The organism is Asticcacaulis excentricus (assembly GCF_003966695.1).
Taxonomy (GTDB): Bacteria; Pseudomonadota; Alphaproteobacteria; order Caulobacterales; family Caulobacteraceae; genus Asticcacaulis; species Asticcacaulis excentricus_A.
In genome coordinates this window covers 433,807-456,343 of the sequence record NZ_AP018827.1, presented here as the reverse complement: position 1 = coordinate 456,343, position 22,537 = coordinate 433,807, and the positions used below count along the sequence as shown (strand labels likewise).

Annotated in this window: 22 protein-coding genes and 1 riboswitch; of the genes, 16 read left to right on the top strand and 6 right to left on the bottom strand. The window is 60.5% G+C overall.

The window, feature by feature from the left end; genetic code table 11:
* Positions 1 to 10 precede the first annotated feature (10 nt).
* A riboswitch (SAM riboswitch) is annotated at positions 11 to 116 on the top strand.
* 86 nt (positions 117 to 202) lie between these two features.
* Together metX and metB are read left to right on the top strand one after the other, a co-directional pair.
* Positions 203 to 1,201, top strand: coding sequence for a homoserine O-succinyltransferase MetX (gene metX, locus EM6_RS02250; RefSeq protein ID WP_126419976.1), 999 nt, complete (start codon positions 203 to 205; stop codon positions 1,199 to 1,201).
* Between the two features lie 36 nt (positions 1,202 to 1,237).
* Positions 1,238 to 2,401: a cystathionine gamma-synthase gene (gene metB, locus EM6_RS02245; protein ID WP_126419975.1), complete on the top strand. Its 1,164-nt coding sequence runs from the start codon at positions 1,238 to 1,240 to the stop codon at positions 2,399 to 2,401.
* On the opposite strand, the gene EM6_RS02240 is transcribed toward metB, so the two are convergent.
* Positions 2,398 to 3,063, bottom strand: coding sequence for a GNAT family N-acetyltransferase (locus EM6_RS02240; protein ID WP_126419973.1), 666 nt, complete (start codon positions 3,061 to 3,063; stop codon positions 2,398 to 2,400). The genes metB and EM6_RS02240 overlap by 4 nt on opposite strands.
* A gap of 70 nt (positions 3,064 to 3,133) precedes the next feature.
* On the opposite strand from EM6_RS02240, the gene mgrA reads away from it, so the two are divergent.
* Positions 3,134 to 4,198, top strand: coding sequence for an L-glyceraldehyde 3-phosphate reductase (mgrA, locus tag EM6_RS02235; RefSeq protein WP_126419971.1), 1,065 nt, complete (start codon positions 3,134 to 3,136; stop codon positions 4,196 to 4,198).
* Positions 4,199 to 4,256: 58 nt separating this feature from the next.
* Here mgrA and EM6_RS02230 read toward each other — a convergent pair whose 3' ends face one another.
* A complete protein-coding gene (locus EM6_RS02230) occupies positions 4,257 to 4,715 on the bottom strand; it encodes an organic hydroperoxide resistance protein (RefSeq protein ID WP_126419969.1) in 459 nt (152 codons plus the stop codon).
* A gap of 159 nt (positions 4,716 to 4,874) precedes the next feature.
* Between EM6_RS02230 and EM6_RS02225 the strand changes: the two genes are divergently transcribed.
* The 3 genes from EM6_RS02225 to EM6_RS02215 all read left to right on the top strand — a co-directional run bounded on the left by EM6_RS02225 (position 4,875) and on the right by EM6_RS02215 (position 7,368).
* On the top strand, positions 4,875 to 5,324 hold the full coding sequence (locus EM6_RS02225; protein ID WP_126419967.1) for a MarR family winged helix-turn-helix transcriptional regulator: 450 nt from the start codon (positions 4,875 to 4,877) through the stop codon (positions 5,322 to 5,324).
* Between the two features lie 205 nt (positions 5,325 to 5,529).
* Positions 5,530 to 6,417 (top strand): DUF4349 domain-containing protein, encoded by an 888-nt coding sequence (locus EM6_RS02220; protein WP_126419965.1) that lies wholly within the window; start codon positions 5,530 to 5,532, stop codon positions 6,415 to 6,417.
* Positions 6,418 to 6,477: 60 nt separating this feature from the next.
* Positions 6,478 to 7,368, top strand: coding sequence for a DUF4349 domain-containing protein (locus EM6_RS02215; protein WP_172961106.1), 891 nt, complete (start codon positions 6,478 to 6,480; stop codon positions 7,366 to 7,368).
* 78 nt (positions 7,369 to 7,446) lie between these two features.
* Here the strand turns inward: EM6_RS02215 and EM6_RS02210 are convergent, their stop codons facing one another.
* A complete protein-coding gene (locus EM6_RS02210) occupies positions 7,447 to 10,164 on the bottom strand; it encodes a TonB-dependent receptor (protein WP_126419962.1) in 2,718 nt (905 codons plus the stop codon).
* A 313-nt stretch (positions 10,165 to 10,477) separates the two neighbouring features.
* Here EM6_RS02210 and EM6_RS02205 point away from each other — a divergent pair, with 313 nt between their 5' ends.
* Positions 10,478 to 11,515 carry a phytase gene (locus EM6_RS02205; RefSeq protein ID WP_232037071.1) on the top strand — a complete coding sequence of 346 codons (1,038 nt, stop codon included), beginning with the start codon at positions 10,478 to 10,480 and terminating at the stop codon, positions 11,513 to 11,515.
* 113 nt (positions 11,516 to 11,628) lie between these two features.
* On the opposite strand, the gene proC is transcribed toward EM6_RS02205, so the two are convergent.
* The 3 genes from proC to EM6_RS02190 form a co-directional block, all read right to left on the bottom strand.
* Positions 11,629 to 12,429, bottom strand: a complete 801-nt coding sequence (gene proC / locus EM6_RS02200; protein WP_126419958.1) for a pyrroline-5-carboxylate reductase — start codon at positions 12,427 to 12,429, stop codon at positions 11,629 to 11,631.
* Between the two features lie 139 nt (positions 12,430 to 12,568).
* Positions 12,569 to 13,102, bottom strand: a complete 534-nt coding sequence (locus EM6_RS02195; protein WP_126419956.1) for a YbjN domain-containing protein — start codon at positions 13,100 to 13,102, stop codon at positions 12,569 to 12,571.
* Positions 13,103 to 13,143: 41 nt separating this feature from the next.
* Positions 13,144 to 13,380 carry an accessory factor UbiK family protein gene (locus tag EM6_RS02190; RefSeq protein ID WP_126419954.1) on the bottom strand — a complete coding sequence of 79 codons (237 nt, stop codon included), beginning with the start codon at positions 13,378 to 13,380 and terminating at the stop codon, positions 13,144 to 13,146.
* A gap of 160 nt (positions 13,381 to 13,540) precedes the next feature.
* Between EM6_RS02190 and lgt the strand changes: the two genes are divergently transcribed.
* The 9 genes from lgt (at position 13,541) to EM6_RS02145 (ending at position 22,451) form a co-directional block, all read left to right on the top strand.
* Positions 13,541 to 14,437 carry a prolipoprotein diacylglyceryl transferase gene (gene lgt, locus EM6_RS02185; protein WP_126419952.1) on the top strand — a complete coding sequence of 299 codons (897 nt, stop codon included), beginning with the start codon at positions 13,541 to 13,543 and terminating at the stop codon, positions 14,435 to 14,437.
* Entirely contained in the window at positions 14,424 to 15,497 is a 1,074-nt protein-coding gene (locus EM6_RS02180; RefSeq protein ID WP_126419950.1) for a class I SAM-dependent methyltransferase, read from the top strand. The genes lgt and EM6_RS02180 overlap by 14 nt, the downstream gene beginning before the upstream one ends.
* Before the next feature lie 102 nt (positions 15,498 to 15,599).
* Positions 15,600 to 16,376 (top strand): peptidoglycan editing factor PgeF, encoded by a 777-nt coding sequence (pgeF, locus tag EM6_RS02175; RefSeq protein ID WP_126419948.1) that lies wholly within the window; start codon positions 15,600 to 15,602, stop codon positions 16,374 to 16,376.
* Entirely contained in the window at positions 16,373 to 16,732 is a 360-nt protein-coding gene (locus EM6_RS02170; protein WP_126419946.1) for a nuclear transport factor 2 family protein, read from the top strand. The genes pgeF and EM6_RS02170 overlap by 4 nt, the downstream gene beginning before the upstream one ends.
* A gap of 121 nt (positions 16,733 to 16,853) precedes the next feature.
* Entirely contained in the window at positions 16,854 to 17,789 is a 936-nt protein-coding gene (locus EM6_RS02165) for a ribose-phosphate pyrophosphokinase (protein ID WP_126419944.1), read from the top strand.
* A 400-nt stretch (positions 17,790 to 18,189) separates the two neighbouring features.
* Positions 18,190 to 19,440 (top strand): hypothetical protein, encoded by a 1,251-nt coding sequence (locus EM6_RS02160; protein WP_126419942.1) that lies wholly within the window; start codon positions 18,190 to 18,192, stop codon positions 19,438 to 19,440.
* A gap of 317 nt (positions 19,441 to 19,757) precedes the next feature.
* On the top strand, positions 19,758 to 20,345 hold the full coding sequence (locus tag EM6_RS02155) for a 50S ribosomal protein L25/general stress protein Ctc (protein ID WP_126419941.1): 588 nt from the start codon (positions 19,758 to 19,760) through the stop codon (positions 20,343 to 20,345).
* 189 nt (positions 20,346 to 20,534) lie between these two features.
* A complete protein-coding gene (pth, locus tag EM6_RS02150; RefSeq protein WP_126419939.1) occupies positions 20,535 to 21,143 on the top strand; it encodes an aminoacyl-tRNA hydrolase in 609 nt (202 codons plus the stop codon).
* Positions 21,144 to 21,161: 18 nt separating this feature from the next.
* The gene (locus EM6_RS02145) at positions 21,162 to 22,451 is read left to right on the top strand and encodes a glycosyltransferase (RefSeq protein ID WP_126419937.1); all 1,290 of its coding nucleotides are present in this window, start codon (positions 21,162 to 21,164) and stop codon (positions 22,449 to 22,451) included.
* Positions 22,452 to 22,537: the final 86 nt, after the last annotated feature.

Here is a 22,537-nt window from a genome sequence, read left to right as displayed (position 1 = left end):
AAGCGCACATAACTCATCGAGACCAGCCGAGGGACAGGCCCGACGACGCTGGGGCAACCGCCGAACCTTCGGAATGGTGCCAACTCCTGCGGAAGTGCGCTTCCGACAGATGAGAGAAGCGACAGCGGCGGTGTGGCCGTGTCTTCTCCCGACTGGTCCGTTGAGCCCCTGTTTTGCACCGGACCACCGAGCTTTTACCGCTATGAGCTTTATCAAACCGCACACCCAGCCCGATCTGACGGTTCCTGATCTTATGGGGACAGACATCCGCGTCGATATTCCGGACGAGTTCCGTTTGCAAAGCGGGCAAAGGCTGGAGCAGACCGACGTCGTGGCGCGCCTCTACGGCCCGGCCGATGGCCGTGTGGTGGTGGCCGCGGGGGGCATTTCCGCCGGGCGCATCCTGTTCGCCAAGGAGGATTCGACCGACACCGCCCCCGGCTGGTGGGAGGGCGTAGCGGGCCCCGATGAGGCGCTCGATCTCAACGTTTTTCGCGTCCTGTCCATCGAATTTGCGCCGCGCCTGCCCGCCTCTCAGGTCTATACCATCACCACGCACGATCAGGCGCGTTTGGTGAAGCTGATCCTCGATCACCTTGAGGTGGCTCATGTGTTTGCCTTTATCGGGGCGTCTTACGGGGCGATGATCGGGCTGGCCTTTGCTGAGCTTTATCCCGACTATATCGACCGCGTCTGCTGCATTTCGGCGGCGCACCGCGCGCACCCGATGGCCACGGCCATGCGTGGCTTGCAACGCCGTCTGCTGAAGTTCGGGCTCGACACGGGCCGCGAACAGGAAGGGATTTCACTGGCGCGGCAACTGGCCATGACCACCTATCGCTCGGAAGCCGAATTTTCCGAGCGTTTTGATGGCCCGGCACCCGACTGGGCGGGCGAAAACTATACGGTGTGCGGTTATCTGCGGGCGCGCGGCGACGCCTATACGTCGAACGCCAATCGCTGGATATCCATGTCGGACTCGCTCGATCGTCACCGCGTCGATCCGGCAAAGATCAAGGCCAGGGTGTTTCTGGCCGCCGTGCCGACGGACCGGCTGGTTCCCTATTCGGACATGCAGACCCTGCATGAGACGCTGACGGACAGCGTCTTTATCGACTTTCCCTCACTTTATGGACACGATGCTTTCCTGAAAGAAATCCGTCTGGTGTCCGATATAGTTCGCACCTCACTTAAAGATTAGCCGGCGTCCCCAAAGCGAGCGCCGGCAGGAACGAAAATGTCAAAAGATTATCTCAAAGACGCCAAACTCGGCACCAAGGTCATTAACATCGGTATCGACAGCGACCGCGCGCACGGGGCGGTCATGCCGCCGATCTACCTGTCGTCCAACTATTCTTTCGCCGGTTTTGGTCAAAAACGTGGCTATGACTATGCCCGCTCCGGCAATCCGACGCGCGACATCATCGCCGACGTGATTGCCGAACTGGAAGGCGGAGCGGGTGCCGTGATGACCGCCTCCGGCCTCGCGGCGCTGGACCTTCTGTGGCAGGACCTGCTCAATAAGCGCGTGATCGTGCCGCACGACTGCTATGGCGGCACGCAGCGCCTGCTCAATGCCCGCCATCGTCAAGGATTGATCGAAGTCGTCTATGTCGATCAGGGCGACGATACCGCTATCGAAGCCGCCCTGTCGCAGCCCGCGAGCCTGCTGCTGCTGGAAACGCCGTCCAACCCGCTGATGCGCCTTATCGACCTCGAAAAGCTGATCGCGCTGGGCCACGCCGCCGGGGCAAAGGTCGCCGTGGACAACACCTTTCTGTCCCCGGCCCTGCAAAACCCCATCGCCTTCGGGGCCGATTTCGTCATCCATTCGACGACCAAATATATCAATGGCCATTCGGACGTCATCGGCGGCGCGCTGGTCTGCACGACGGCAGAAGACGTCACCACCTATCGCTGGTGGGCCAACTGCCTCGGTTCGACGCCGGGCGCGTTTGACTCCTACATGACCCTGCGCGGCGTGCGCACCCTTCTGGTGCGCGTCAAGCAGCAGCAGGAGTCGGCGCAGGCCATTGCCGAATTCCTCGATGCCCACCCCGCCGTATCGCGCGTCTTCTATCCCGGCCTGCCCTCACACCCGCAGCACGCACTGGCCAAGCGTCAGCAAAAGGGCTTCGGCGCCATGATGAGCTTCGAACTGGCGGGCGGGCTTGAAGCCGTCAAACGCGTGTTTGACGTGATCGAACTGTTCAGTCTGGCCGAAAGTCTGGGCGGCGTCGAAAGCCTGATCGTGCATCCAGGGTCGATGACCCATGCGGCCATGTCGCCGGAAGCGCAGGCCACGGCGGGGATCACCGAGGGCCTGCTGCGTCTGTCGATTGGCCTCGAAGACCCGTCCGACCTGATCGCCGCCCTCGACCGCGCCTTGCGAGTGGCCTAACCCTGTTTGGTCTTGAGGCGGAAAATCTGGCGACCCGTGCCATCGAAATTGGCCGGGTCGAGCCAGGCCTCGTAGGCAGAGCGAATGCGCGGCCATTCTGAGTCAATGATTGAAAACCACGCCGTATCGCGGTTTTCGCCCTTCGTCACCATGTCGTTGCGGAAGGTGCCTTCATAGGTAAAACCGAACCGTTCCGCCGCCCGCATAGACGCCCGATTGGCCGCATTGCACTTCCATTCAAAGCGCCGATAGCCCAGTTCGTCGAACAGATAGCGCGCCATCAGAAACACAGCTTCGGTGGCCAGTGCCGTGCGTTGCAAGGCGCGCCCAAACAGCACGGCGCCGATTTCGGCACTGCCTTGCGCCTCACGGATACGCATGAAAGAGGCCATACCCATGACCACCCCGCGCGGATTGAGGATGACCTGCGTTTCCCAGCCTTCCTGAGCGCGTTTGGCTTCGTACTCGCGTTGAAAAACGGCCTCACCCACATAGGGACCGAGCGGCATATAACGCCACAGGTCGCCATTGGCCTCACCCCCGGCCACGGCATAAAGCCCCGACAGGTGACGCGCCCAGTCGAGCGGTTCAAGATGGCCATAGCGGCCCACAAAGGTCTTCGCCGCCGGTCGCGGACGCGGCGTCCAGTTTTCAAGACTCATGGCTTATCCCTACTTCCCAACCGCCCTAAACCATCCTAACCCTAGCGGCAATGAAAACCGGGAGCGCCCCATGACCTATTCCGCCGCCGACACGCGCTATGACGCCATGCCCTATCGCCGCTGTGGCACGTCGGGTTTGAAACTGCCCGCCATATCGCTGGGGCTCTGGCATAATTTCGGCGATATCGACCGCCTCGATACGCAGCGCGCCCTGCTGCGCGCCGCCTTTGACCGGGGCATCACTCACTTCGATCTGGCCAATAATTACGGCCCGCCGCCGGGCTCAGCCGAGGTGAACTTTGGGCGCATTTTCGCCGAAGATTTCAAGCCTTATCGTGATGAGTTGATCATATCGTCCAAGGCCGGCTGGCAAATGTGGGACGGCCCCTACGGCTCCATGACAGGTACGCGCAAGCACCTGATGGCCTCATGCGACCAGAGCCTGAAGCGCATGGGGCTCGACTATGTTGATATTTTCTATTCGCACCGCCCGGACCCGCACACGCCGCTGGAAGAAACCATGGGCGCACTGGCGACGCTGGTCCAGCAGGGCAAGGCGCTCTATGTCGGCATTTCCAACTATGGGCCGGACCTGACGCAAAAGGCGACCGATAGTCTCAAATCTCTGGGCGTGCCGCTGCTGATCAGCCAGCCGAACTACAGCCTGCTGGATCGCTGGATCGAACCGGCGCTGCTGGAGACCAATGCGCGCAATGGCGTCGGCACCATCGTCTTTTCCCCTCTGGCGCAGGGCTTTCTGAGCGACAAATACCTGAGCGGTCTGCCCGAAGAGTCACGCGCTGCCCGCCTCGACTGGGTGCGCGCGGGGCTGACCGACGCCAAGCTGGCCCTGATCCGTCGGCTCAATGAACTGGCGAAGGCGCGCGGGCAATCTCTGGCGCGCATGGCTCTGGCCTGGACATTGAAGGACGCGCGGGTCACCTCGGCCCTGATTGGAGCGCGTACGGTCGAGCAACTGACCGACAGCCTCGGCGCGCTGGACAATCTCAGCTTCAGCGAGGCGGAACTGACGCAACTGGATCATCTAACCCGCGACGCCCTGCCCGGCATTTTCACCGCCCCGCCCAAATCCACCGGTCAGGACCTGATCGACAACCCGCACTTCAAAGCCTGAAAAAAAAGCGCCGGAGACACCTCCGACGCTTTTATTTTAAATCCGTTAGGCGCAAAACCTACTGCGCGACGATGACTTCGCCAGACGTCGCCTTGTGGATCAGGGTGACGTTGATATTGCCGCGCGTCGCGTTCGAATAGGGGCAGACCACGTGTGCGGCTTCGATCAGGTCGCGCGCCGCCTCGTCCGGGACGCCCGGCAGGTTGACCTTCAGCGTGACTTCAAGCCCGAACCCGTTGGGGATCTGCCCGATGCCGACCGATGCGTCGATCGAGGCGTCGGCGGGAACGGCGACCTTCTTCTGACCGCCGACAAATTTCAGGGCACCGATAAAGCAGGCGGCGTAGCCAGAGGCAAACAGTTGCTCCGGATTGGTGCCTTCCCCGCCACCGCCGCCCAGTTCCTTCGGCGTTGAGAGCTTGACCGACAGGCGGCCATCAGGGGTGGAGGCGGTGCCTTCGCGGCCGCCGGTGGCCGTAGCGTGAGCGGTGTAGAGCGCGGTGATCGAGGTGGTCATGATCAGATTTCCTTTGCGGTTGAAGTCGATGAAGAACAGCCAGTGGCGTGTCTGAAACCTAGATAGATTGCGCACAATCTTTTGTCAATTGCATTGTGCACAATTTAATTGGTTTTAATTGATTATTATGTTATCCCTTTGCCAAGTCAGGAGAAAATCATGTCCTCGTCCCTCATCCCCGCGGAAATGCGGCTTGAAAATCAAATCTGCTTTGCCGTTCACAGCGCCGCCCATGCCTTTGCACAGGCCTATAAGCCCCTGCTGGAACCCTTGGGCCTGACCTATCCGCAGTATCTGGTCATGCTGCTGCTGTGGGAGAAGGACGACCGGTCGGTGAGCGAACTGGGCACGCCGCTGTTTCTTGACTCCGGCACGCTGACGCCACTGCTCAAACGCCTTCAGACGCAAGGGCTAATCGACCGCACTCGCGACCCCAGAGACGAGCGCGTCACCCGCATCACCCTGACGGATAAGGGCAAGGCGCTGGCTAAACAAGGGCAATCCATTCCGCAGGCCATGCTGTGCGCCATGGGCAATATGGACCTGCCGCACCTGATCGCCCTGCGTGATCAGGTTAAGGCCTTGGGACAGACCCTGCGCGCCGCCTGACAGAGATTTGGCCGCATTGACGACACAATGCGACCTGTGGGCCCGCCGCCCTTTTCGGCAAATCCGAAACAGATCAACATCATCACGCTATAATCACGCAAATATCACGTAAACGTGATTACGCCGTGAAAATGACGTGATTTCAGCGCGACATGAAGGCCGCCGCCCTCGAGTGCGGCGTCAACCTTCGTTTGGGGAGCCCCTCATGTCATCGCGTTGTTCCGGCCGTCTGGCCGTCGTTTTGTTGTCTGCGTCCCTGCTCACCTTGTCGGCCTGTTCCAAACCCGCGGAGGAACCCCCTCTCACCGAAGAGGCCTCCCCCGCTGATGCCGGTGGCGATATAGCCAAATCAACGCGCGTCGATCCGGCCTCGGTTCCACAACTGGCCTATGATTATCGCTTTGACCTCAGCGCACCCGACAAAACGGTCGGCAGCATGATGGAAGGTCATCGAGAGGCCTGCACCGTGGCCGGCCTCGCCACCTGTCAGGTTCTGTCCCTGAACAGTCAGAATACGGGTAAAGAGGGGCAGTTTCACACCCTGACCCTGCGCGCCACGCCGCAATGGATCGGCCTCTTCCGCAAAAATCTCAATAACGAGCTGAAGGCCACCGGTGCGAAAATCGAGAGCCAGAGCATCGCCACCGAAGACGTCAGCCTGAGCCTCATCGACGCTGAGGCCCACATCAAAAACCAGACGGCCTTACGCGACAATCTGCAGGCGACGCTGCGCAGTCATAAGGGAAAGATGAGCGAAGTCATCGAGTTAAAGCAGCAACTGGCCACGATTCAGGCGGATATCGATAGCGCGCAAACCGCCGTCGCCACGATGAAAAAGCGCGTGGCCATGTCGAAGATGACGCTAACCTATCGCCCGGCCTCGGCGGTGGCCGTCGATGGCACCTGGGCACCTCTGAAATCCGCGCTGTCGGATGTCGGTCCGAATATGATCTCGGTGCTGACCGTGATGGTCGCCGTGGCGGGCTACCTGCTGCCTTTGGGGCTGATCGCCGCGCCCGTCATCTGGTGGGTCCGTCGCCCGCGCAAGTCGTCCAAACCGACTCGCTCCGGTGAAAACCCGACCGCGCTCTAAAGAGGATGGACAACAAACTTAACAATGCTAAGTTTGTTGTCCATTCCAACGGGGGAAATCATGCGTAACGCCCTGATCCTGCTGCCTGTAGCTCTAATTGCCGGATGTGCCCGACCCGCTGACTCGTCCGGTGAACCCTATACGGAGGAAGCCATATCCTCGCCGATGGTCGTCCTTCCCAAGGAGCCAAACGCACCGGTGCAAGTCCGTGAACCCGCCGTCGTTTCCGCCAGTACCCCACAACTGGCCTACGACTATACCTATGGCTTTCTGCTACCCGCATCAGATACCGAGCGCATGGCCAAACACCATCAGGCCATGTGTGAGGGCGCAGGTGTGGCGCAGTGTCAGGTTCTGAACGCCAGCACCAACGCCAACCCAGAAGCCGGATCGGTGCGCGTGGAGGTCAATCTCAGGGCCACACCCCAATGGCTCAAAAAGTTTGAAAACAGCCTGAAGGGTGACCTCAAATCCTATAAGGCACGCATCACGCAACAGACCGTGACGTCAGAGGATCTCAGCCTTGAGATCATCGACTCCGAGGCCCGCCTGAAAAATAAAATGGCGCTGCGCGACCGGCTTCAGGCCATCATCCGCCAAAGCCCTGGCAAGATCGCGGAACTGATCGAAGCTGAAACGCAACTCTCTCAGGTACAAGCGGATATAGATTCCCTGTCGTCTTCGCTGGCCGTTATGCGCAAGCGGGTCGCCACCTCACATCTGACCCTGACCTACGACAGCCACGTGCAAAGCGCGGCCCCTTCGGCCTTTGCTCCTCTGACCGAAGCCTTGGGACAGGTAGTTTATACCCTTATGGCGTCGCTAGGCTTCCTTGTCATTTGTGTCGCAGCGGCTTTGCCGTTCGCGGTGGTCCTCTGCCCGCTCGGCTGGTGGGGTTTCACACTGTGGCGCAAACGCAAACTTGCCAGGACGCCCGCACATGAAAAATAAGGAAGCACCGCACCGAAACCGATGCGGCGCTTCCTTCCCGGGATCAAGGCCTTTCGGCCTCCCCCACCCTTGAGGATTTTAGAAGTTGAAACTCACGCCGGCGACGTAGCGCGGGCCAAAGCGTTCAAACTCGATCGGATTGGTCGAAACCGTGCCGTAACGACGCGCGCCCTGATTGCGCAGGTTGGAGCCGTCAAAGAACCACTCCAGGTTCTTGTTGATCTGATAGCGCACCGACAGATCGACTTCTTCATCGTCGTCCCAGTAGATGTCGCCGTTATCGGAGGGCACAGCCACGCCGCCGACCATGGTGTAGCCGCCAATCTCCTGAATCCAAGCCGTGCGGTACTGATAGGCGAGCCGCACGGTCAGGCCGTACTTTTCATAGATCATCTGAAGATTATAGACGCCTTCGGACGTGCCCGGCAGGTCAGCCTTACGCGCCGGAACGATGATTGGCGAAGCCTTGGTGCCGACATTATAGGCCGGGAGGGTGACTTCCGAGTCCGCCAGCGTGGCCGAAGCCTTCACACCGAAACCGCCCAGCCATTCCGACCAGCCGAGGTCTTCGACCAGCTTTTCCGCGCTGTAGGAGGTGAACAGTTCCACACCCGACAGCTTGCCATCACCGCCGTTACGCAGGGTGGTCAGGATATAGTCCGAACGGTTGGTGGTGCCCGAATTCAGGATGTCAGAGCCAAACGTGGCCGACTGGTTGAACAGAACGTCCTGAATGTCCTTGTAGAAGAAGCCCGCCGACACAAAAGCGGAGTCGCCATAGTATTCCAGATAGGCGTCAAAGCCGGTCTGCTTTTCGGGCTTGGCGTCCGGGTTACCGCCCGAAACCGTCTGGTTCGAGTCGGAATAGGTGAAGTTCGGACGCAGATCGTCATAGTCCGGACGCGAAGCCGTGCGGTTCAGCGAGAAGCGCGCCTTCAGCTTGTCCGTCACGTTCCAGTTCAGGTGAACGCTGGGGTAGAACAGGGTTTCATCGCTGGAGGTCTCAAGATACTTTGCCAGAGCCGTCGAATAGGCGCGACCGTCGTTTTTGATGTTTTCGACGCGCGTACCGTAAACGATGTTACCCCAATCGAACGTCGTGGTGGCCATCAGGTAGGCGGCCGCCTGCTTTTCGTTGATCTTCCAGTAGTTAGACGTCGTGGCCGACATATCGCGCACGGCGGCACCGGCATTGATATACTGATTGACAAGATCGTTCGTCAGGGCTTGGTTGGTGTATCGGAAGGTGTAACCCAGCGCCTGCTTACCCTTGTACGGATCGTCAATGGCCAGCGTGCCCCAGGTCGGCACCGTAAAGCCCTTGGCGGTCAGGCTCGCCGGCGTCGCCGTGTAGGTCTCGTTTTCGTTCTTCTTGTTACGCGCCGTGTAAAGGGCACCGAACTCCACCTTGGTCGGCAGACCGAACAGCTCGGTTTGACGGTCAAAGTCGATCTTGGCGGTGTAGGCCTGAGTGGTTTCACCACCGGCGACGCGACCGATCGAGGTCAGCGGCGTGTTGAATTCTTCGGCCGAGAAAACGCGGTCGCCCTGGGTACGCGCCGAGGTCGTGCCACCGGTGCGGTACAGACGCACAATGTTCTGATCGCCATTGCGGAAATCATAAACGGCGGTCGGACGCTCAAGAAAAGACGACGGGCTTTGGAAGGCGGCGGTAACCGGCGTATCCCCACCGTTCAGACCCACCGTATAGTTCAGGCGCCACGACACGTCATAGCCGTACCAGTTATGGTGCTCGCCGCCGAAGGTGTTGGTGGCAAGGATTTCTTCGGAGTCGCGATAGTCGATACGACCGTTCAGGCGCGCGCCATAAACCGTACCGAACTTGGGATCGGCGGCGGTGAAATTGGCATCCGAATTATAGGCGACACCGGCGGCGTTGGTGCCCTGATCAAGGCGCACGATCCAGTTGTCGCGCAGCTCGTCGTCCTTGAAAATCGTCCAGATCGACGAGGCGAACAGGGTGTTGTTGTCGTCAATCTTGTAGTCGGCGCGCAGAGAGGCCGAAGAGTTGTAACGCGTCAGACGGTAGTTCTTGTATTCAAACTCACGGGCGAAGGTCTTGCCTGGAGCGGCGGCACGCTGAACGAGGTAGGGATCGGTTTCCCAGTTTTCCGTCGCCATATTGCGGCGATAGTAGGAGGCCTGAGCGACGATGCCCAGTTTACCGCCCATGAAGATGTTGGAATAGACGAGGTTGGCATCCACTTCTTCACCACCACCCAGGGTGACGTGGCCGAGACCCAGCTTGCCCGTGATCTTCTGACCCTTATAGTCGAAAGCACGGCGCGTGCGGATGTCGATATTGCCGGCAACGGTGTCACCGGGCATGGACGGAACGATGGCCTTCTGAACCATCACCTGCGAGGCAATAGCCGACGGGATGTTGTCGAAACGCGAGTCGCGGCCTTCGGCGGAAACGACCGACAGGCCATCGAACGAGATGGTCGCCCACTTACGCGGCATACCACGCAGGTTGACGTAGCGGGCCTGCCCCTGATCGCGCTCCAGACCGACGCCCGGCAGACGGCCGATGGCAAAGGCGATGTTCTGATCTGGCAGGTTGCCGGCATCATCGGCCGACAAAACGCTGACCAGCGAGTCCGACTGACGCTGCGCCTTCAGGGCGGCCGCATCAGATTCGGCCAACGGACGGCGCGCCGTCACAACAACTTCGGTGACCTCTTCCGCGTCAGCAGCCTGAACCACAGCCGGAACAGCCACAGCGGCGAGCGGCGCCATAGCCGCCGTCATCGCGAGAAACTTCACGGTTTTCATCTCAAATCCCCAGTGATCTGGCCCGGCAAAATCTTTGCGTCAAAGCCCCTGAGGTCCGTCTAGTCAGGCTGGGCGACGGTTCGACTACAGTTCCGTGAAGCTTTTATGACAGCGTCACAAACGAGATACACTGTGACATTAGATGCACAGTTCAGCACATTGCATGAACCTACGTACGCACTACTCAAATTGAGTGTGCTTTTTTATTCTCCGTGCTAAGAGCGCGAAAATCAGCACATAGGGGTGTACGCAAATGCTTACCAGCCAGACATTTAAACTTTTTATGACATCAACTCTTTTGTGTGTCGCTTCAGTGGCTTTGTCCGCCTGCGTGCACCCGGAACTGATCTCCGACTCGGCCAAGATGACGCAGGGCACGGGCACGCCGGTTCTGGCGGTGACGGAAACCACGGCGGTCGGCACGCTCAATCTGGACTCCGCTGACGATCCCGAAATCTGGGTCGATCCGTCCGACTCCAACCGCGTCGTCATCTATGGCACTGACAAGAAGGCGGGCCTTTACAGCTATGATCTGAATGGGAAGTTGATCGACTTCCTCACCGTCGGTCCGATGAACAATGTCGATCTGCGTAACGACGCGCTGGAACTGCCGGTGGTGGTTGCCGCCTCTGACCGCGTCGGCAATGGCGTGCGTTTCTTCAAGCTCGATCCGGCGACGCTGAAAACCAGCGACTGGGGCTTTGCGCCGCTGGCCACCTCTGAGGCCTATGGTTTCTGCCTTGGTAAGACGACGGCGGGCGATCTGGTCGCCATTATGGTGGGCAAGAACGGCGATGTGGCTCAGGCCACGGTCAGCGTCGCTGCGGGCAAGCCGGTCCTGACCGAAACGCGCCGCTTCACTGTCGGCACGCAATCCGAAGGCTGCGTGGTCGATGACGTAACGCAGACGCTTTATATCGCCGAAGAAAACGCCGGAATCTGGGTGTACAGCCTCGATCCGGCCACGGGGTCGCAGCGCAAGGCGCTGGTTAGTCTGCCGTCGGACGTGCTCAAAGCTGATGTCGAAGGCCTGACCCTGCTGCGGGACGGCCAAAAGACCTATCTGATCGCCTCGTCGCAAGGCGACTCGGCCTTTGCCGTCTGGCGCGTCGAGGGTACACCCGTCTATCAGGGCCGTTTCTCGGTCTTCCCCGGCAACGGCATCGATGCGGTGACGGGGACGGATGGAGTCGCGGCCCTGGGCGGGCAGGTCGGTCCCTATGCCAAGGGTATCGTCGTCATGCAGGACGACATGGACACCGAAGGCGAAGCGCTTTCGACCACCCGTGCCCGGCAAAATTTCAAGATCGTAGATTGGAAAGAGATCGAAGCGAAACTCAGCCTGAAATAAGATACGAAGCCCCGCCAACCGGCGGGGCTTTTCTTATACCAACGGCCGAAGAGGCTGACCGCCTCCGGCCGTTGAAGAAACGATACCAAGAGTCATTTTCAATGACCTTGGTATTATCCGAGTTCTTTGGAGCGTTTCTGCGCCGCCAGTACCGCCGCCGTTACAAGTTCGGTGAGCCCCTGCCCCTCCTGTCGCAGCACCTTCAGCGCCGCTTCGGTGGTGCCGCCGGGCGAGGCGACCTTACGGATCAGGTCTTCGGGGTCTTCGCCCGTCTGATCCAGCAGATTGGCCGCCGAAATCAGGGTGGCGCGCGCCAGCGTTTTGGCATCCGCCGCCGTCAATCCGGTTTCCAGCGCCGCCTGCTCCAGCGCCGCCACAAAGGCATAGACATAGGCCGGTCCCGACCCGGACACGGCGGTCGCCGCGTCGATCAGGTCTTCGTTGTCCAGCACCACCGTCGCCGCCATGGGCGAGAAGAGATCGGAAGCCGCCTGCAAGGCCAGGCCCTCGGACGCATAGAGGCTGGCCACGCCCTTACCGGTCGCGACACCGGTGGTCGGCATAACGCGCGCAACTTTCAGCGGCGCAAACACGCTGCTGAGGTCTTCGGTCCGCACCCCGGCCATCACCGAAATCAGCGTCGCCTCCGGGTTAAGATTGCCGTCCAGAATCTGCGCCGCCCCGCGCCAGCTCTGCGGCTTGACGGCGATGATGACTGTGAAGGCGTCGCGCCACACCTCCGGCGACGGGTTAAGCCGCGCCCCCATCCCGGCATAGGCTTGCGCCTCTTCGCCGGGATTGAGATCGAGAATAATCAGGTCGGGCGGCGCGATATGGCCTGCGGCGCGCATCCCCTTGAGCATGGCCGACCCCAGCGCCCCCGCGCCAATGAGAAGTATAGGTTTCGCCAGCATTGGACTTTCCTCTCTCCTCCCCTGCCCAGCGGGGGAGGTGTCAGTGAGCATGAGCGAACTGACGGAGGGGCCACCCGGAGATGCCCCCTCCACCACTTCGTGGTCCCCCTCCCCCGCTTCGCAGGGGCGGAGAAAGGGTTTAGGCCTCTCCGATTGTCTCAAACAGGCAGGCTTCCAGCGCCGCTTCGGCCGTAGGCGCGCCCTTGAACAGAAAGTCGAAGGCCGGATAAAAGCGATCCACAGCTTCGGCGGCAACATTAATCATATGCGCCGTCTGCACCTGACCGGGGCGTTCCATCGGGCTCGACAACAGGGTGTGGCGGAAGACGATATCGGCGGGCAGACGCCCCGCTTCGCGCATCCCTTCTTCGTCTTCATAGATTTCAAAGTGACCGAACCAGACGCGCTGATTGACCAGTGACAGCAACTGATGGATCGGCGCCACCTTTGCCGGATCGAAGCGCAGGTCGAGCGACGAACACAGTTGCAGGCACTCCCCTTCCGGGCGGCAGGAGAACCACATGTCGTGCGACTTCCATAACCCGGCCAGCGAGAACAGCACCTCGCCATCAGGTGTCCGCTCAAAGGTCAGGCCTTCGTCAGTGAGGATGGCTTCGACCAGTTCGAGCGGGTCGGAAGTCGTGTCGGTATAATCAGCCTGAGGCAGGTCCATGAGAGATACGGGTGTCCTGAGAGAGGTCCGAAGGGTGAGGTTTACTCAGCCCTGGATTTGAGGCTCTGGATTTCCAGCTTCAAGGCGGCGATTTCGGCCAGCATGACCTCCTTCATCGCCTCGAATTCATCGCGGCGGATAAGGTCCATATCGGCGACGAAGCGGTCGCCCTGGGCGCGAAAGGCTGCCTTGGCCTCGTCACCGGCGGCCTGAGCCAGAGACATGGCGCTGGTCGAGAGCTTGGCGAATTCGTCGAGGAAGGGGTTTTTCGACTGCATGGGAAAATCCTTGCGGATAAAGGCCCGGAAAGAGCCTCAAATGAGTTGTCACACTGTGCGCATATAGTGCGAATGGCGACTGAAAGAAAGTTTTTCACGATTCTTGCCCCCCTTCGATGATTCCTTTAGGTCATTGAATACAGTTCACAGGTTTCTGAGCATGACCCTGCCCGACATTGATCCCGTCCTTTTGCACATAGGCCCGCTGGCCCTGCGCTGGTACGCGCTGGCCTATGTCGCCGGTATCGCGCTGGGCTGGTGGTATCTGACGCGACTGATCCGCAAGGAGTCTTTGTGGGCGCCCTACCCCGCCCCCCTGTCGCGTGAAAACCTCGAAGACCTGATTATCTGGATGGCGCTCGGCATCATTCTGGGCGGACGCATTGGCTATGTGCTGTTCTACGATCTGGCGCCCATCCTGAAAAACCCGCTGCAATTCTTCAAGGTGTGGGAAGGCGGCATGTCCTTCCATGGTGGCTTTATCGGGGTCTGTATCGCGGGTGTGCTTTATAGTCGGCGTCACCGCATCAACCCGTGGACCCTGGGCGATCTTCTGGCCTGCGCTGCGCCAATCGGGCTGTTCTTTGGCCGCATCGCCAATTTTATCAATGGCGAACTGTGGGGCCGTACCACAGACGCGCCGTGGGGCATGGTCTTTTGTAATCGCTACACGCCCGTTGATATATATGGGCGTTGCGTTGCTGGCTATCTGCCGCGTCACCCCAGTCAGCTTTACGAGGCCGTGCTGGAAGGGATCGTGCTGTTTGTCGTCGGCTATCTGCTGGTGCACGTCTGGCGCAAACTGCGTCAGCCCGGCCTGATCATGGGCGTGTTTGTTGCTGGTTACGGCCTTGCCCGCGTGCTGGTCGAGTTTGTGCGCGAACCCGACGCCCAGATGCTGCCCTTCTTCAAGCACGTTATCACCATGGGGCAGACCCTGTCGCTGCTGATGATCATTGGCGGCGGCATCGCCATCTGGCTGGCCCTGCGCGGCAAGACCCTGCCCGCCGGATTTACGGCGACAAATGAGACGAAAGCGCCTGATGGCCTCGCTTAAGACCCGCCTGATCGAGCAGATTAGGCTCGAAGGCCCGCTGACCATCGCCGACTATATGTGGGCCTGCCTGTTCGATCCGCAGGAAGGCTATTACGCCACGCGCCCGGCTCTGGGCGAAGAGGGCGACTTTATCACGGCCCCTCTGGTGTCGCAGATGTTCGGTGAACGTCTCGCCCTGTGGGCCATGCAGGCCTGGCAGGATATGGGCGCGCCCGCAAAGATTCGCGTCCTTGAAATCGGCCCCGGTGACGGCACGCTGATGAGCGACCTGCTGAGAACTTTTCGCGCCCTGCCCGCCTTCGCGCAGGCCGTGGAGATCGGTCTGATCGAGCCTTCGCAGCCGCTTCGCGCGGTACAGACGGCCAGACTGGGTGAGGTGCGCCATTACGACAGCCTCGACCACGTGCCGACCGATGCGCCTCTGCTCATCATCGCCAATGAGGTACTCGACTGTCTGCCGGCGCGGCAGTTTCAACTGACCCCCGACGGCTGGTATGAGCGCTGCGTTGGCCTGCACGAGGGCGAACTGGTCATCGGCCTTGTCCCCGCACCGCAGGATTTCAAAGCCCCCTTCGCCGCCGAAGGGGGTCAGGTCTGCGAAGTCTCCGTAGCGCAAAACCGACTGATCGAGGCGGTGGGCGCGCTGATCCACGAGGCGACCGGGGCGGCGCTGTTTATCGACTATGGCCGCGACCGCCCCGAACCCGGCGACACGCTTCAGGCCCTCTATCGCCATGAAAAGACCGATCCGCTGGCCGAACCCGGCGCGCACGACCTGACCCAGTGGGCGGACTTTCCGTCGCTGGCGGTTACGGCGCTGAACATGGGGCTGGGCGTCAGCCAGATCACGCCGCAGGGCGTTTTCCTGCAACGACTCGGTATTATCGAGCGCTTTGACGAACTGCGCGCCAAAAACCCGGAAGACACCGACCGGCTGGCGCGGCAGGTCCATCGCCTGATCGCGGCGGAGGAGATGGGCGAACTGTTCAAGGTGCTGGCCATCCATTACCCTCGCGACCTGCCGCTGGCAGGCCTTGCGCCCATTCACGCCGAGCCCTAGTACAGCTTAGCCTTCATACCTCACCCGTTTACTGGGGAGGGGGACCGCACGAAGCCAAGCTGAGATGCGGTGGTGGGGGCTCTTAATTTCACAGGCACTATAATGACCCTGCCCCGTATCCTGCACCCGCTCCTCGACCTGCCGAACGTCCAGCACGGCTTTTTCACGCGGCTGGGCGGCGTCTCGCCCTTCCCCTACGAGTCGCTGAATGTCGGGCAAGGCTCCAAGGACTCGCTCGACAATATCCTCGAAAACCGCCGCCGCGTCGCCGCCAGCTTTGGCCAGCCGGAGGCGCGTCTGCTCAACTGTTATCAGGTGCATTCCAAAATCGCCGTGACGGTCGATGGCCCGTGGCCCACGGAAGACCGTCCGGAGGCCGATGGTCTGGTCACCACCACCCCCGGCCTGATTTTGGGGGCCTTGTCGGCCGATTGCGCCCCCATCCTGTGGGCCGATCCGGTCAATGGCGTTGTCGGGGCCTGCCACGCGGGCTGGAAGGGCGCACTGGGCGGCATGATCGAAGCCGAATACGCGGCGCTTCTGGCCAAGGGCGCCGAAGCCCGGCACCTGCGCGCCGTCATCGGCCCGTGCATCGCGCAGGCCTCCTACGAGGTGTCCACCGATTACGAAGACACCTTCCGCGCTCAGGATGCCGACAGTGCCGCCTTCTTTATTCCCGGGAAGACCGCCGACAAGCGCTATTTCGACCTGCCCGGCTTCTGCCTGATGCGACTGAAGCGGCTGGGGCTGACGCAGGTTGCGACCACAGGCCACGACACCTGCGCCGAAGAGGCCCTGTTCCATTCCAACCGCCGGGGCTTCCTGCGGCAGGAGCCGGACTATGGCCGTCTAATCAGCGCCATCATGCTGCGTCCATGACACGCTCAGCGGAAGACATCGTCAAAGGGCAACTTAACGCCTATAATGCCAGGGATGTGGACAGGTTTCTGTCCTTCTGGGCCGAGGATGCGGAAATCTACTCCCATCCGCAGACCCTGCTGGCCAAGGGACATAGGGCTATTCGGGAACGCCACCTGATCCGCTTTCAGGAGCCAGATCTTTACGCCCGCCTGATCAGCCGCAGCGTGATCGGCAACACCGTCATCGACACGGAGTCCGTCACCCGCAATTTCCCGGAGGGTGTGCGGCTGGTCGATGTGGTCGGCATCTACGAGATCGAGGATGAAACGATTAAGCGGGCGTGGTTCATCACGGGCACGCCAAAAGAGCCGTAAATCCAGTCAAAATTTTAAGGATTTGCGACGAATCGGGCTTGCCCCACAGGTCGCACCTGTTAAAAGCCGCCGCATGTAAAACACGTACGTGTTTCCCACCCTGCCGCCCCACAGGTTCCCCATGAAATTGCTATCGGCCAATTCCAACCGACTGCTGGCTCAGGCCATCGGCGACTATCTCGACATGCCCCTGACCAAGGCGCGCATCGAACGCTTCGCCGACAAGGAAATCTTCGTCACCATCGACGAAAACGTGCGCGGTGAGGATGTGTTTGTCATCCAGTCCACCAGCTATCCAGCCAATGACAACCTGATGGAGCTGCTGATCTGCATCGACGCTCTGACGCGGGCTTCGGCCAAGCGCATCACCGCCGTCATCCCCTATTTCGGCTACGCCCGTCAGGACCGCAAGACCGGTGGTCGCACCCCCATTTCGGCCAAACTGGTGGCCAATCTGATCGTACGTGCCGGGGCGCACCGCGTCCTGACCATGGACCTGCACGCCGGTCAGATTCAGGGCTTTTTCGACATCCCGACCGATAATCTGGTCGCCATTCCCTTCATGGCCAAGGACATCAAGGCCAACTATCCCAACGCCCATGAAATCATGGTGGTGTCGCCGGACGTCGGCGGCGTGGTGCGCGCCCGCGCTCTGGCCGACCGTCTGGGCGGCGATCTGGCTATCGTGGACAAGCGTCGTCCGCGCGCCGGCGAATCCGAAGTCATGAACATCATCGGGGACGTTACGGGGCGCAACTGTATCCTGTTCGACGACATCGTCGATTCCGGCGGCACGCTGGTCAATGCGGCCAAGGCGCTGATCGACCGCGGCGCGACCTCGGTTTCGGCCTATATCAGCCACGGCGTTTTGTCGGGCAAGGCGATGGAGCGCGTAGAAAACTCAGTGCTCAAGGAACTGGTCATCACCGACTCCATCGAGGCGCCGGAGCATGTCCGCAACCACCCCAAGGTCCGTATCGTCGGCGTCGCTCCGCTGATCGGCGAAGCGATCCGCCGCATCGCCAACGAAGAGTCTGTCTCCAAACTCTTTGACTAAGCGCCCGGCCCAAAAGGCGTCCTTCCGGATGCCTTTTTTACTTTTCATTAGGCCAATATTAACCGTGACGAGAGGCACCCTTCTCACGGAAATGTTATTTTCGTTTCGCCGCGACTCAGAGGCCGTCGCGAGCGAAAAAGCCATATTTTTGGCGCTTTTATGAGGACTTCTGCTGGCAGTTGAATTATTCCTGACAGCCTTGTGGTCGGCCGTTTTGCCGGTATCATGCCCTCGCCGTCCGGTGGGAACTGCGGCCCGCTCAGAGTATCTGACATAAGAAACAGATGCGGACGTTTGTCCGCGCGCCCTTCTGTTTGTCTGCGCCCTGGGGTTTGCGCCCCGTCAACCGACGTCTCGTATATTGCCCGCCGTTCCGGGCATCCGTATTGGGGAGTTTAGTATGAAATTCACGACCGGAACCGGCCGCAGGCCGCTCTTCTTGGCCGTCACCGCGTCGATTATGGCCCTCAGCCTGGCCGCCTGTCAGACCGACGCGCCACCGCCCGCACCTCCCCCGCCGCCGCCCGCGCCCGCTGGCCCGCCCGTGTCGCTGGCGCCTGCCATTTCGGATGCCGCCTCGGTCTATGTGACCTACGTCGAACAGGCACGCGGCATGAGCCCAGATTTCAACGACGCCTCCATGGTGCAGGCCAAGCTGAGCCAGGGCGCTTCCTATGAGCCGAAACAACTGGCGCGTGGGGCTATCGCCTATGCCGCCATCGTCGCCATGCAGGAGCCGGCCTTCCGCTCGCAACTGCGCGCCTATGCCTCCGACGACGCCGCGCGTCAGGAACTGGTGAACAAGCTGTTCAGCAACCCGGCCTATGCTGCGGGCATCCCCGGTGCCAATATCGCAGCCCGTCGCGTTATTCTGGCCCTGTCTTCGGACGGTGAAATGCTCTACGCCAAGGGGACGGCGATGAAGCAGGCCGCCTATTCGATTCAGAAACAGGCGTGGTCCAAGGGCGTCCTCAGCGATCCGGCGGGCCGTCTGGCCGCCACCAAGCTGTCGTCTTCGACCGGCCGCGGCGTGGCGAGCGACGAAAGCGCCCGACTGCTAACAGCCGCCCTCACCGGTAAGGGCCTGACCACGCGCGCCAGCACGGGCACGGCGACCGCCGATGCCGCCGCCTACAATGCCACCGCAGCGACCAGCAGCCCGGCTCAGCCGCTCAGCACGACCGGCACGGCCCCGGTGTCCTTCGATCAGGAAGCCCTGTTCAACGCGCCCTATACCTATGGCGTAAATCGGGCGCTGGCCATCGCTGCCATCTCGATCTTGGGTGAAGGAACCGGCCCCAACGAAGCCGCCGTCGTGGCCCTGCTGAACGAGCAGCAATCGCCGCGCTGCCTTGGCGAATCAAAGCTGAACCTCAATCAGTGTCTGGCGGCGTCGCGCTTCCACTTCGATGATGTGTTCTGCGTCGGTCAGCACATCATGATGGATACGGGCAACTGCATCGGCGAACTGTCTTCGAACGCGCTCAACCTGTCCCCTGACCGTGAGGTCAAGCTGCGGGCCGACGGCACCGAAGAGTTGAGGTACGCCAACGCTAAGCCGTACATCAAGCCGGAACCGGTCAAGAAGCCGTCTACCAAGAAGACGTCGACTAAAAAGACCACCACACCGGCCAAGAAGAAGTCGTCCTGACCGGACAGGGGGAAGCCCCCCTGTACCATCTGCTGATATATTGAAAATCCCCCAAGGGCTTACCTCTACGCCCGTGTGGGATTTTCGGCTTTATGAGGCTTGTCGTCTGAAAAACCCGGCCTTGAGCGGGAAAAAGCCGATTTTTCCGCTTTCTGACCCGTTGCGTATTGGGACGTTAGCGTGTATCTACGCGCCCTCTTGAGATTTTCGGGGTTTCCCCACGCCGTGTCCATTGTGTTGCCCGCGCCTCCCTTACGGAGGTTTCAGAGGGCGGGCATTGAAACTGACGCGGCGCATTTTGTTTGAGGAACAGGCTAATGGCCGATATCGTACTAGACGTTGAAATCCGTGAGCGCACCGGCACCGGCGGCGCCCGCGCCACCCGCAATGAAGGCAAGGTTCCGGGCATCCTGTACGGTGGTGACAAAGCTCCGGTGGCTATCGCCGTGAAGCTCAATGAATTCCGCAAGGCGCTCTATACGGGCAAGCTGGCCGGTCACCTCGTCACGCTGAAGTACGGCGAAGAGACCCAGAAGGTCATCGCCAAGGCGATCGACTTCCATCCGGTCACCGATGTGCCGGTTCACTTCGACCTGTATCGCGTCGATGAAACCCAGACCATCAAGATCAACGTGCCGGTTCACTTCAAGAACCACGAAGCCTCGCCGGGCCTGAAAAAGGGCGGCGCCCTGACCGTGGCCTTCCACGAACTGGAAATTCAGGTTCCGGCCGGTCACATCCCGGAAGACGTTGTGGTTGACCTGTCGGGCCTCGACATCGGCGCTTCGGTCCACGTTGGCGATCTGAGCTTGCCGTCAGACGTCACCGCCGTTCCGGCCAAGGACGTCGTGATCGCCTCGATCACCGCCTCAGCCGCTGAAAAGAGCGAAGAAGCTTCCGCCTAAGCCTGATAACGGCTTTTACACGGAATAGGATAAAGCCCTGTCCTTACCCCAAGGACAGGGCTTATTTCTGTGTGCAACCCGACAAATCCGCTCCGGGTCTGTGCATTTCGGCATGTTCGTTCTGCCATTTTTTTGATTAGATCACCGTTCATTGAGTACGGAATCGATTTGAGCTGATCGGAGCCCGCCTTGTTTCTTGTCGTTGGTCTTGGCAATCCAGGTACGCAATATGCGAAGAACCGGCACAATATCGGCTTCATGTTTATTGATCGCCTGATCGATAGGGCTAACTTCGGCCCGGTGCGCAAAAAATTTCAGTCCGAAGTCGCCGAAGGGACCGTCGATACGCCCAAGGGCCCGGCGAAAATACTGGCCATGAAGCCGCAAACCTTCATGAACCTGTCCGGCAATGCCGTTCTGGAAGCGGCGACCTTCTACAAGATCAAGCCCGACCATATCCTTGTATTTCATGATGAACTGGATCTGGCTCCGGGGCGTTTCCGGCTGAAAATGGGCGGTGGCCATGCGGGCCATAATGGTTTACGCTCCATTATGGGACATCTGGGGCCGAACTTTGTGCGCGGGCGCATGGGGATCGGGCACCCCGGACAAAAGGAACTGGTACATAGCTGGGTCTTGTCGGACTTCTACAAGGCCGAGGACTGGGTTGAGCGTTTGTGTGACGCCTGCGTCACGGCGCTACCTCTGGCGATCTTGGGGGAAAGTGAAAAATACATGACCGAAGTGATGCGTTTGAGCCCGGCTCCGAAATTCGATCCTAAAAAAGTCGTTCAGTAGGACTTAGAAGGTTAGACGATGCCGACCGCGCCTCAAATCGTTCTGACGACCTTTGGTTCGCTGGGGGATCTGCATCCCTTCATGGCGTTGGGCCTTGCGCTGAAACGCCGTGGGGTCAGCGTCGTCTTGGCCTCTCACCCCGACTATGAGGGTAAGGTCGAGGCCGCCGGGCTGAAATTCCTCGCCTGCGGCCCCAGCATGGAAACCTATCGCCAGAATCTGGGTATCGACGCCGCGCAGATCATCCGCCACTTCTCGCAGGACCACGGCTTCATGCTGAAGCACCTCGTGGCCCCCTATATCGAGCAGGGCCTGTCTGAGCTGCGCCCCATTGTGCGGCAGGCCGATCTGGTCGTCTCCTCCTCCTATGCCTATACGGCGCATCTGGCGGCACGTCTCGAAGGCCGCCCCTTCTCCACCGTCGCCTTACAACCGGCTGTTATGCTGTCGGCCTATGATCCGCCCAAGCTGAAAGACGCGCCTCTGGTGCTGTCGCCACGCACCGAGTTGGGCCGGCAATATAACCGCGCCATCTTCTGGATCGGTGAAAAAAAGCTGTCGGGCTGCCTCGCCCCCATCCGTGCCATCTATGCCAAGTACGGCGTCAATATGGAAATCAGCCTGGGCGGCGTGCAGTCGGATCAGATGACGCTGGGCCTCTATTCACCCCTGATCGGCGACGTGGCCCCGGACTTCCCGCCGCATACCGAGATCGTCGGCTTCCCCTTCTTCGATTCCGAAGACGGCCGCCGCAGCGAACTGCCTCCGCAGTTGGAGGCCTTCCTGTCCGCCGGTCAGGCGCCACTGGCTTTCAGTCTGGGCTCTACCGCCGTCTATGACGGCGAAGACTTCTACCGTACCGCGGTCAAGGCGGCGAAGGCACTGCGTCAGCGCGCGGTGCTGCTGGTCGGCGGCCAAAGCCCGCTGCTCAATGACGACTTCGGACCGGATATTCTCTGCGTCCCCTATGCGCCGCACTCGCTGCTGATGCCGCGCGCCCGCGTCAATATCCACCACGGCGGCATCGGCTCCACCGCTCAGGCCCTGCGCGCCGGGCGGCCACAACTGGTCACGCCAGTTTTCGGCGATCAGTTCGACAATGGCCGCCGTATCGAGCGTCTGGGGGCTGGCCTGTCGATCACCTTCGACCGCTGGCATAAGCATTCAGCCATTCGTCTGCTCGACCGTCTGCTGTCTGACCTTGCCTTTACCCATAAGGCCCAAGCCGCCTCCTCCATCGTGGCGCAGGAAGACGGCGCCGAACGCGCCGCCGAGCGCCTGATGCAAAGCCTGCCGGTGACGGTTTAATTATACCTCCCCAACTTGTTGGGGAGGGGGACCGTAGGAAGCGAAGCTGAGATGCGGTGGTGGGGGTTTTTAAGTCAATGACGTGT

Bases quoted from the DNA above. Each gene is read 5' to 3' on its own strand.
- metX (WP_126419976.1), top strand. From the start codon at position 203: ATGAGCTTTATCAAACCGCACACCCAGCCCGATCTGACGGTTCCTGAT.
- metB (WP_126419975.1), top strand. From the start codon at position 1,238: ATGTCAAAAGATTATCTCAAAGACGCCAAACTCGGCACCAAGGTCATT.
- EM6_RS02240 (WP_126419973.1), bottom strand. From the start codon at position 3,063: ATGAGTCTTGAAAACTGGACGCCGCGTCCGCGACCGGCGGCGAAGACC.
- mgrA (WP_126419971.1), top strand. From the start codon at position 3,134: ATGACCTATTCCGCCGCCGACACGCGCTATGACGCCATGCCCTATCGC.
- EM6_RS02230 (WP_126419969.1), bottom strand. From the start codon at position 4,715: ATGACCACCTCGATCACCGCGCTCTACACCGCTCACGCTACGGCCACC.
- EM6_RS02225 (WP_126419967.1), top strand. From the start codon at position 4,875: ATGTCCTCGTCCCTCATCCCCGCGGAAATGCGGCTTGAAAATCAAATC.
- EM6_RS02220 (WP_126419965.1), top strand. From the start codon at position 5,530: ATGTCATCGCGTTGTTCCGGCCGTCTGGCCGTCGTTTTGTTGTCTGCG.
- EM6_RS02215 (WP_172961106.1), top strand. From the start codon at position 6,478: ATGCGTAACGCCCTGATCCTGCTGCCTGTAGCTCTAATTGCCGGATGT.
- EM6_RS02210 (WP_126419962.1), bottom strand. From the start codon at position 10,164: ATGAAAACCGTGAAGTTTCTCGCGATGACGGCGGCTATGGCGCCGCTC.
- proC (WP_126419958.1), bottom strand. From the start codon at position 12,429: ATGCTGGCGAAACCTATACTTCTCATTGGCGCGGGGGCGCTGGGGTCG.
- EM6_RS02195 (WP_126419956.1), bottom strand. From the start codon at position 13,102: ATGGACCTGCCTCAGGCTGATTATACCGACACGACTTCCGACCCGCTC.
- EM6_RS02190 (WP_126419954.1), bottom strand. From the start codon at position 13,380: ATGCAGTCGAAAAACCCCTTCCTCGACGAATTCGCCAAGCTCTCGACC.
- lgt (WP_126419952.1), top strand. From the start codon at position 13,541: ATGACCCTGCCCGACATTGATCCCGTCCTTTTGCACATAGGCCCGCTG.
- EM6_RS02180 (WP_126419950.1), top strand. From the start codon at position 14,424: ATGGCCTCGCTTAAGACCCGCCTGATCGAGCAGATTAGGCTCGAAGGC.
- pgeF (WP_126419948.1), top strand. From the start codon at position 15,600: ATGACCCTGCCCCGTATCCTGCACCCGCTCCTCGACCTGCCGAACGTC.
- EM6_RS02170 (WP_126419946.1), top strand. From the start codon at position 16,373: ATGACACGCTCAGCGGAAGACATCGTCAAAGGGCAACTTAACGCCTAT.
- EM6_RS02165 (WP_126419944.1), top strand. From the start codon at position 16,854: ATGAAATTGCTATCGGCCAATTCCAACCGACTGCTGGCTCAGGCCATC.
- EM6_RS02160 (WP_126419942.1), top strand. From the start codon at position 18,190: ATGAAATTCACGACCGGAACCGGCCGCAGGCCGCTCTTCTTGGCCGTC.
- EM6_RS02155 (WP_126419941.1), top strand. From the start codon at position 19,758: ATGGCCGATATCGTACTAGACGTTGAAATCCGTGAGCGCACCGGCACC.
- EM6_RS02145 (WP_126419937.1), top strand. From the start codon at position 21,162: ATGCCGACCGCGCCTCAAATCGTTCTGACGACCTTTGGTTCGCTGGGG.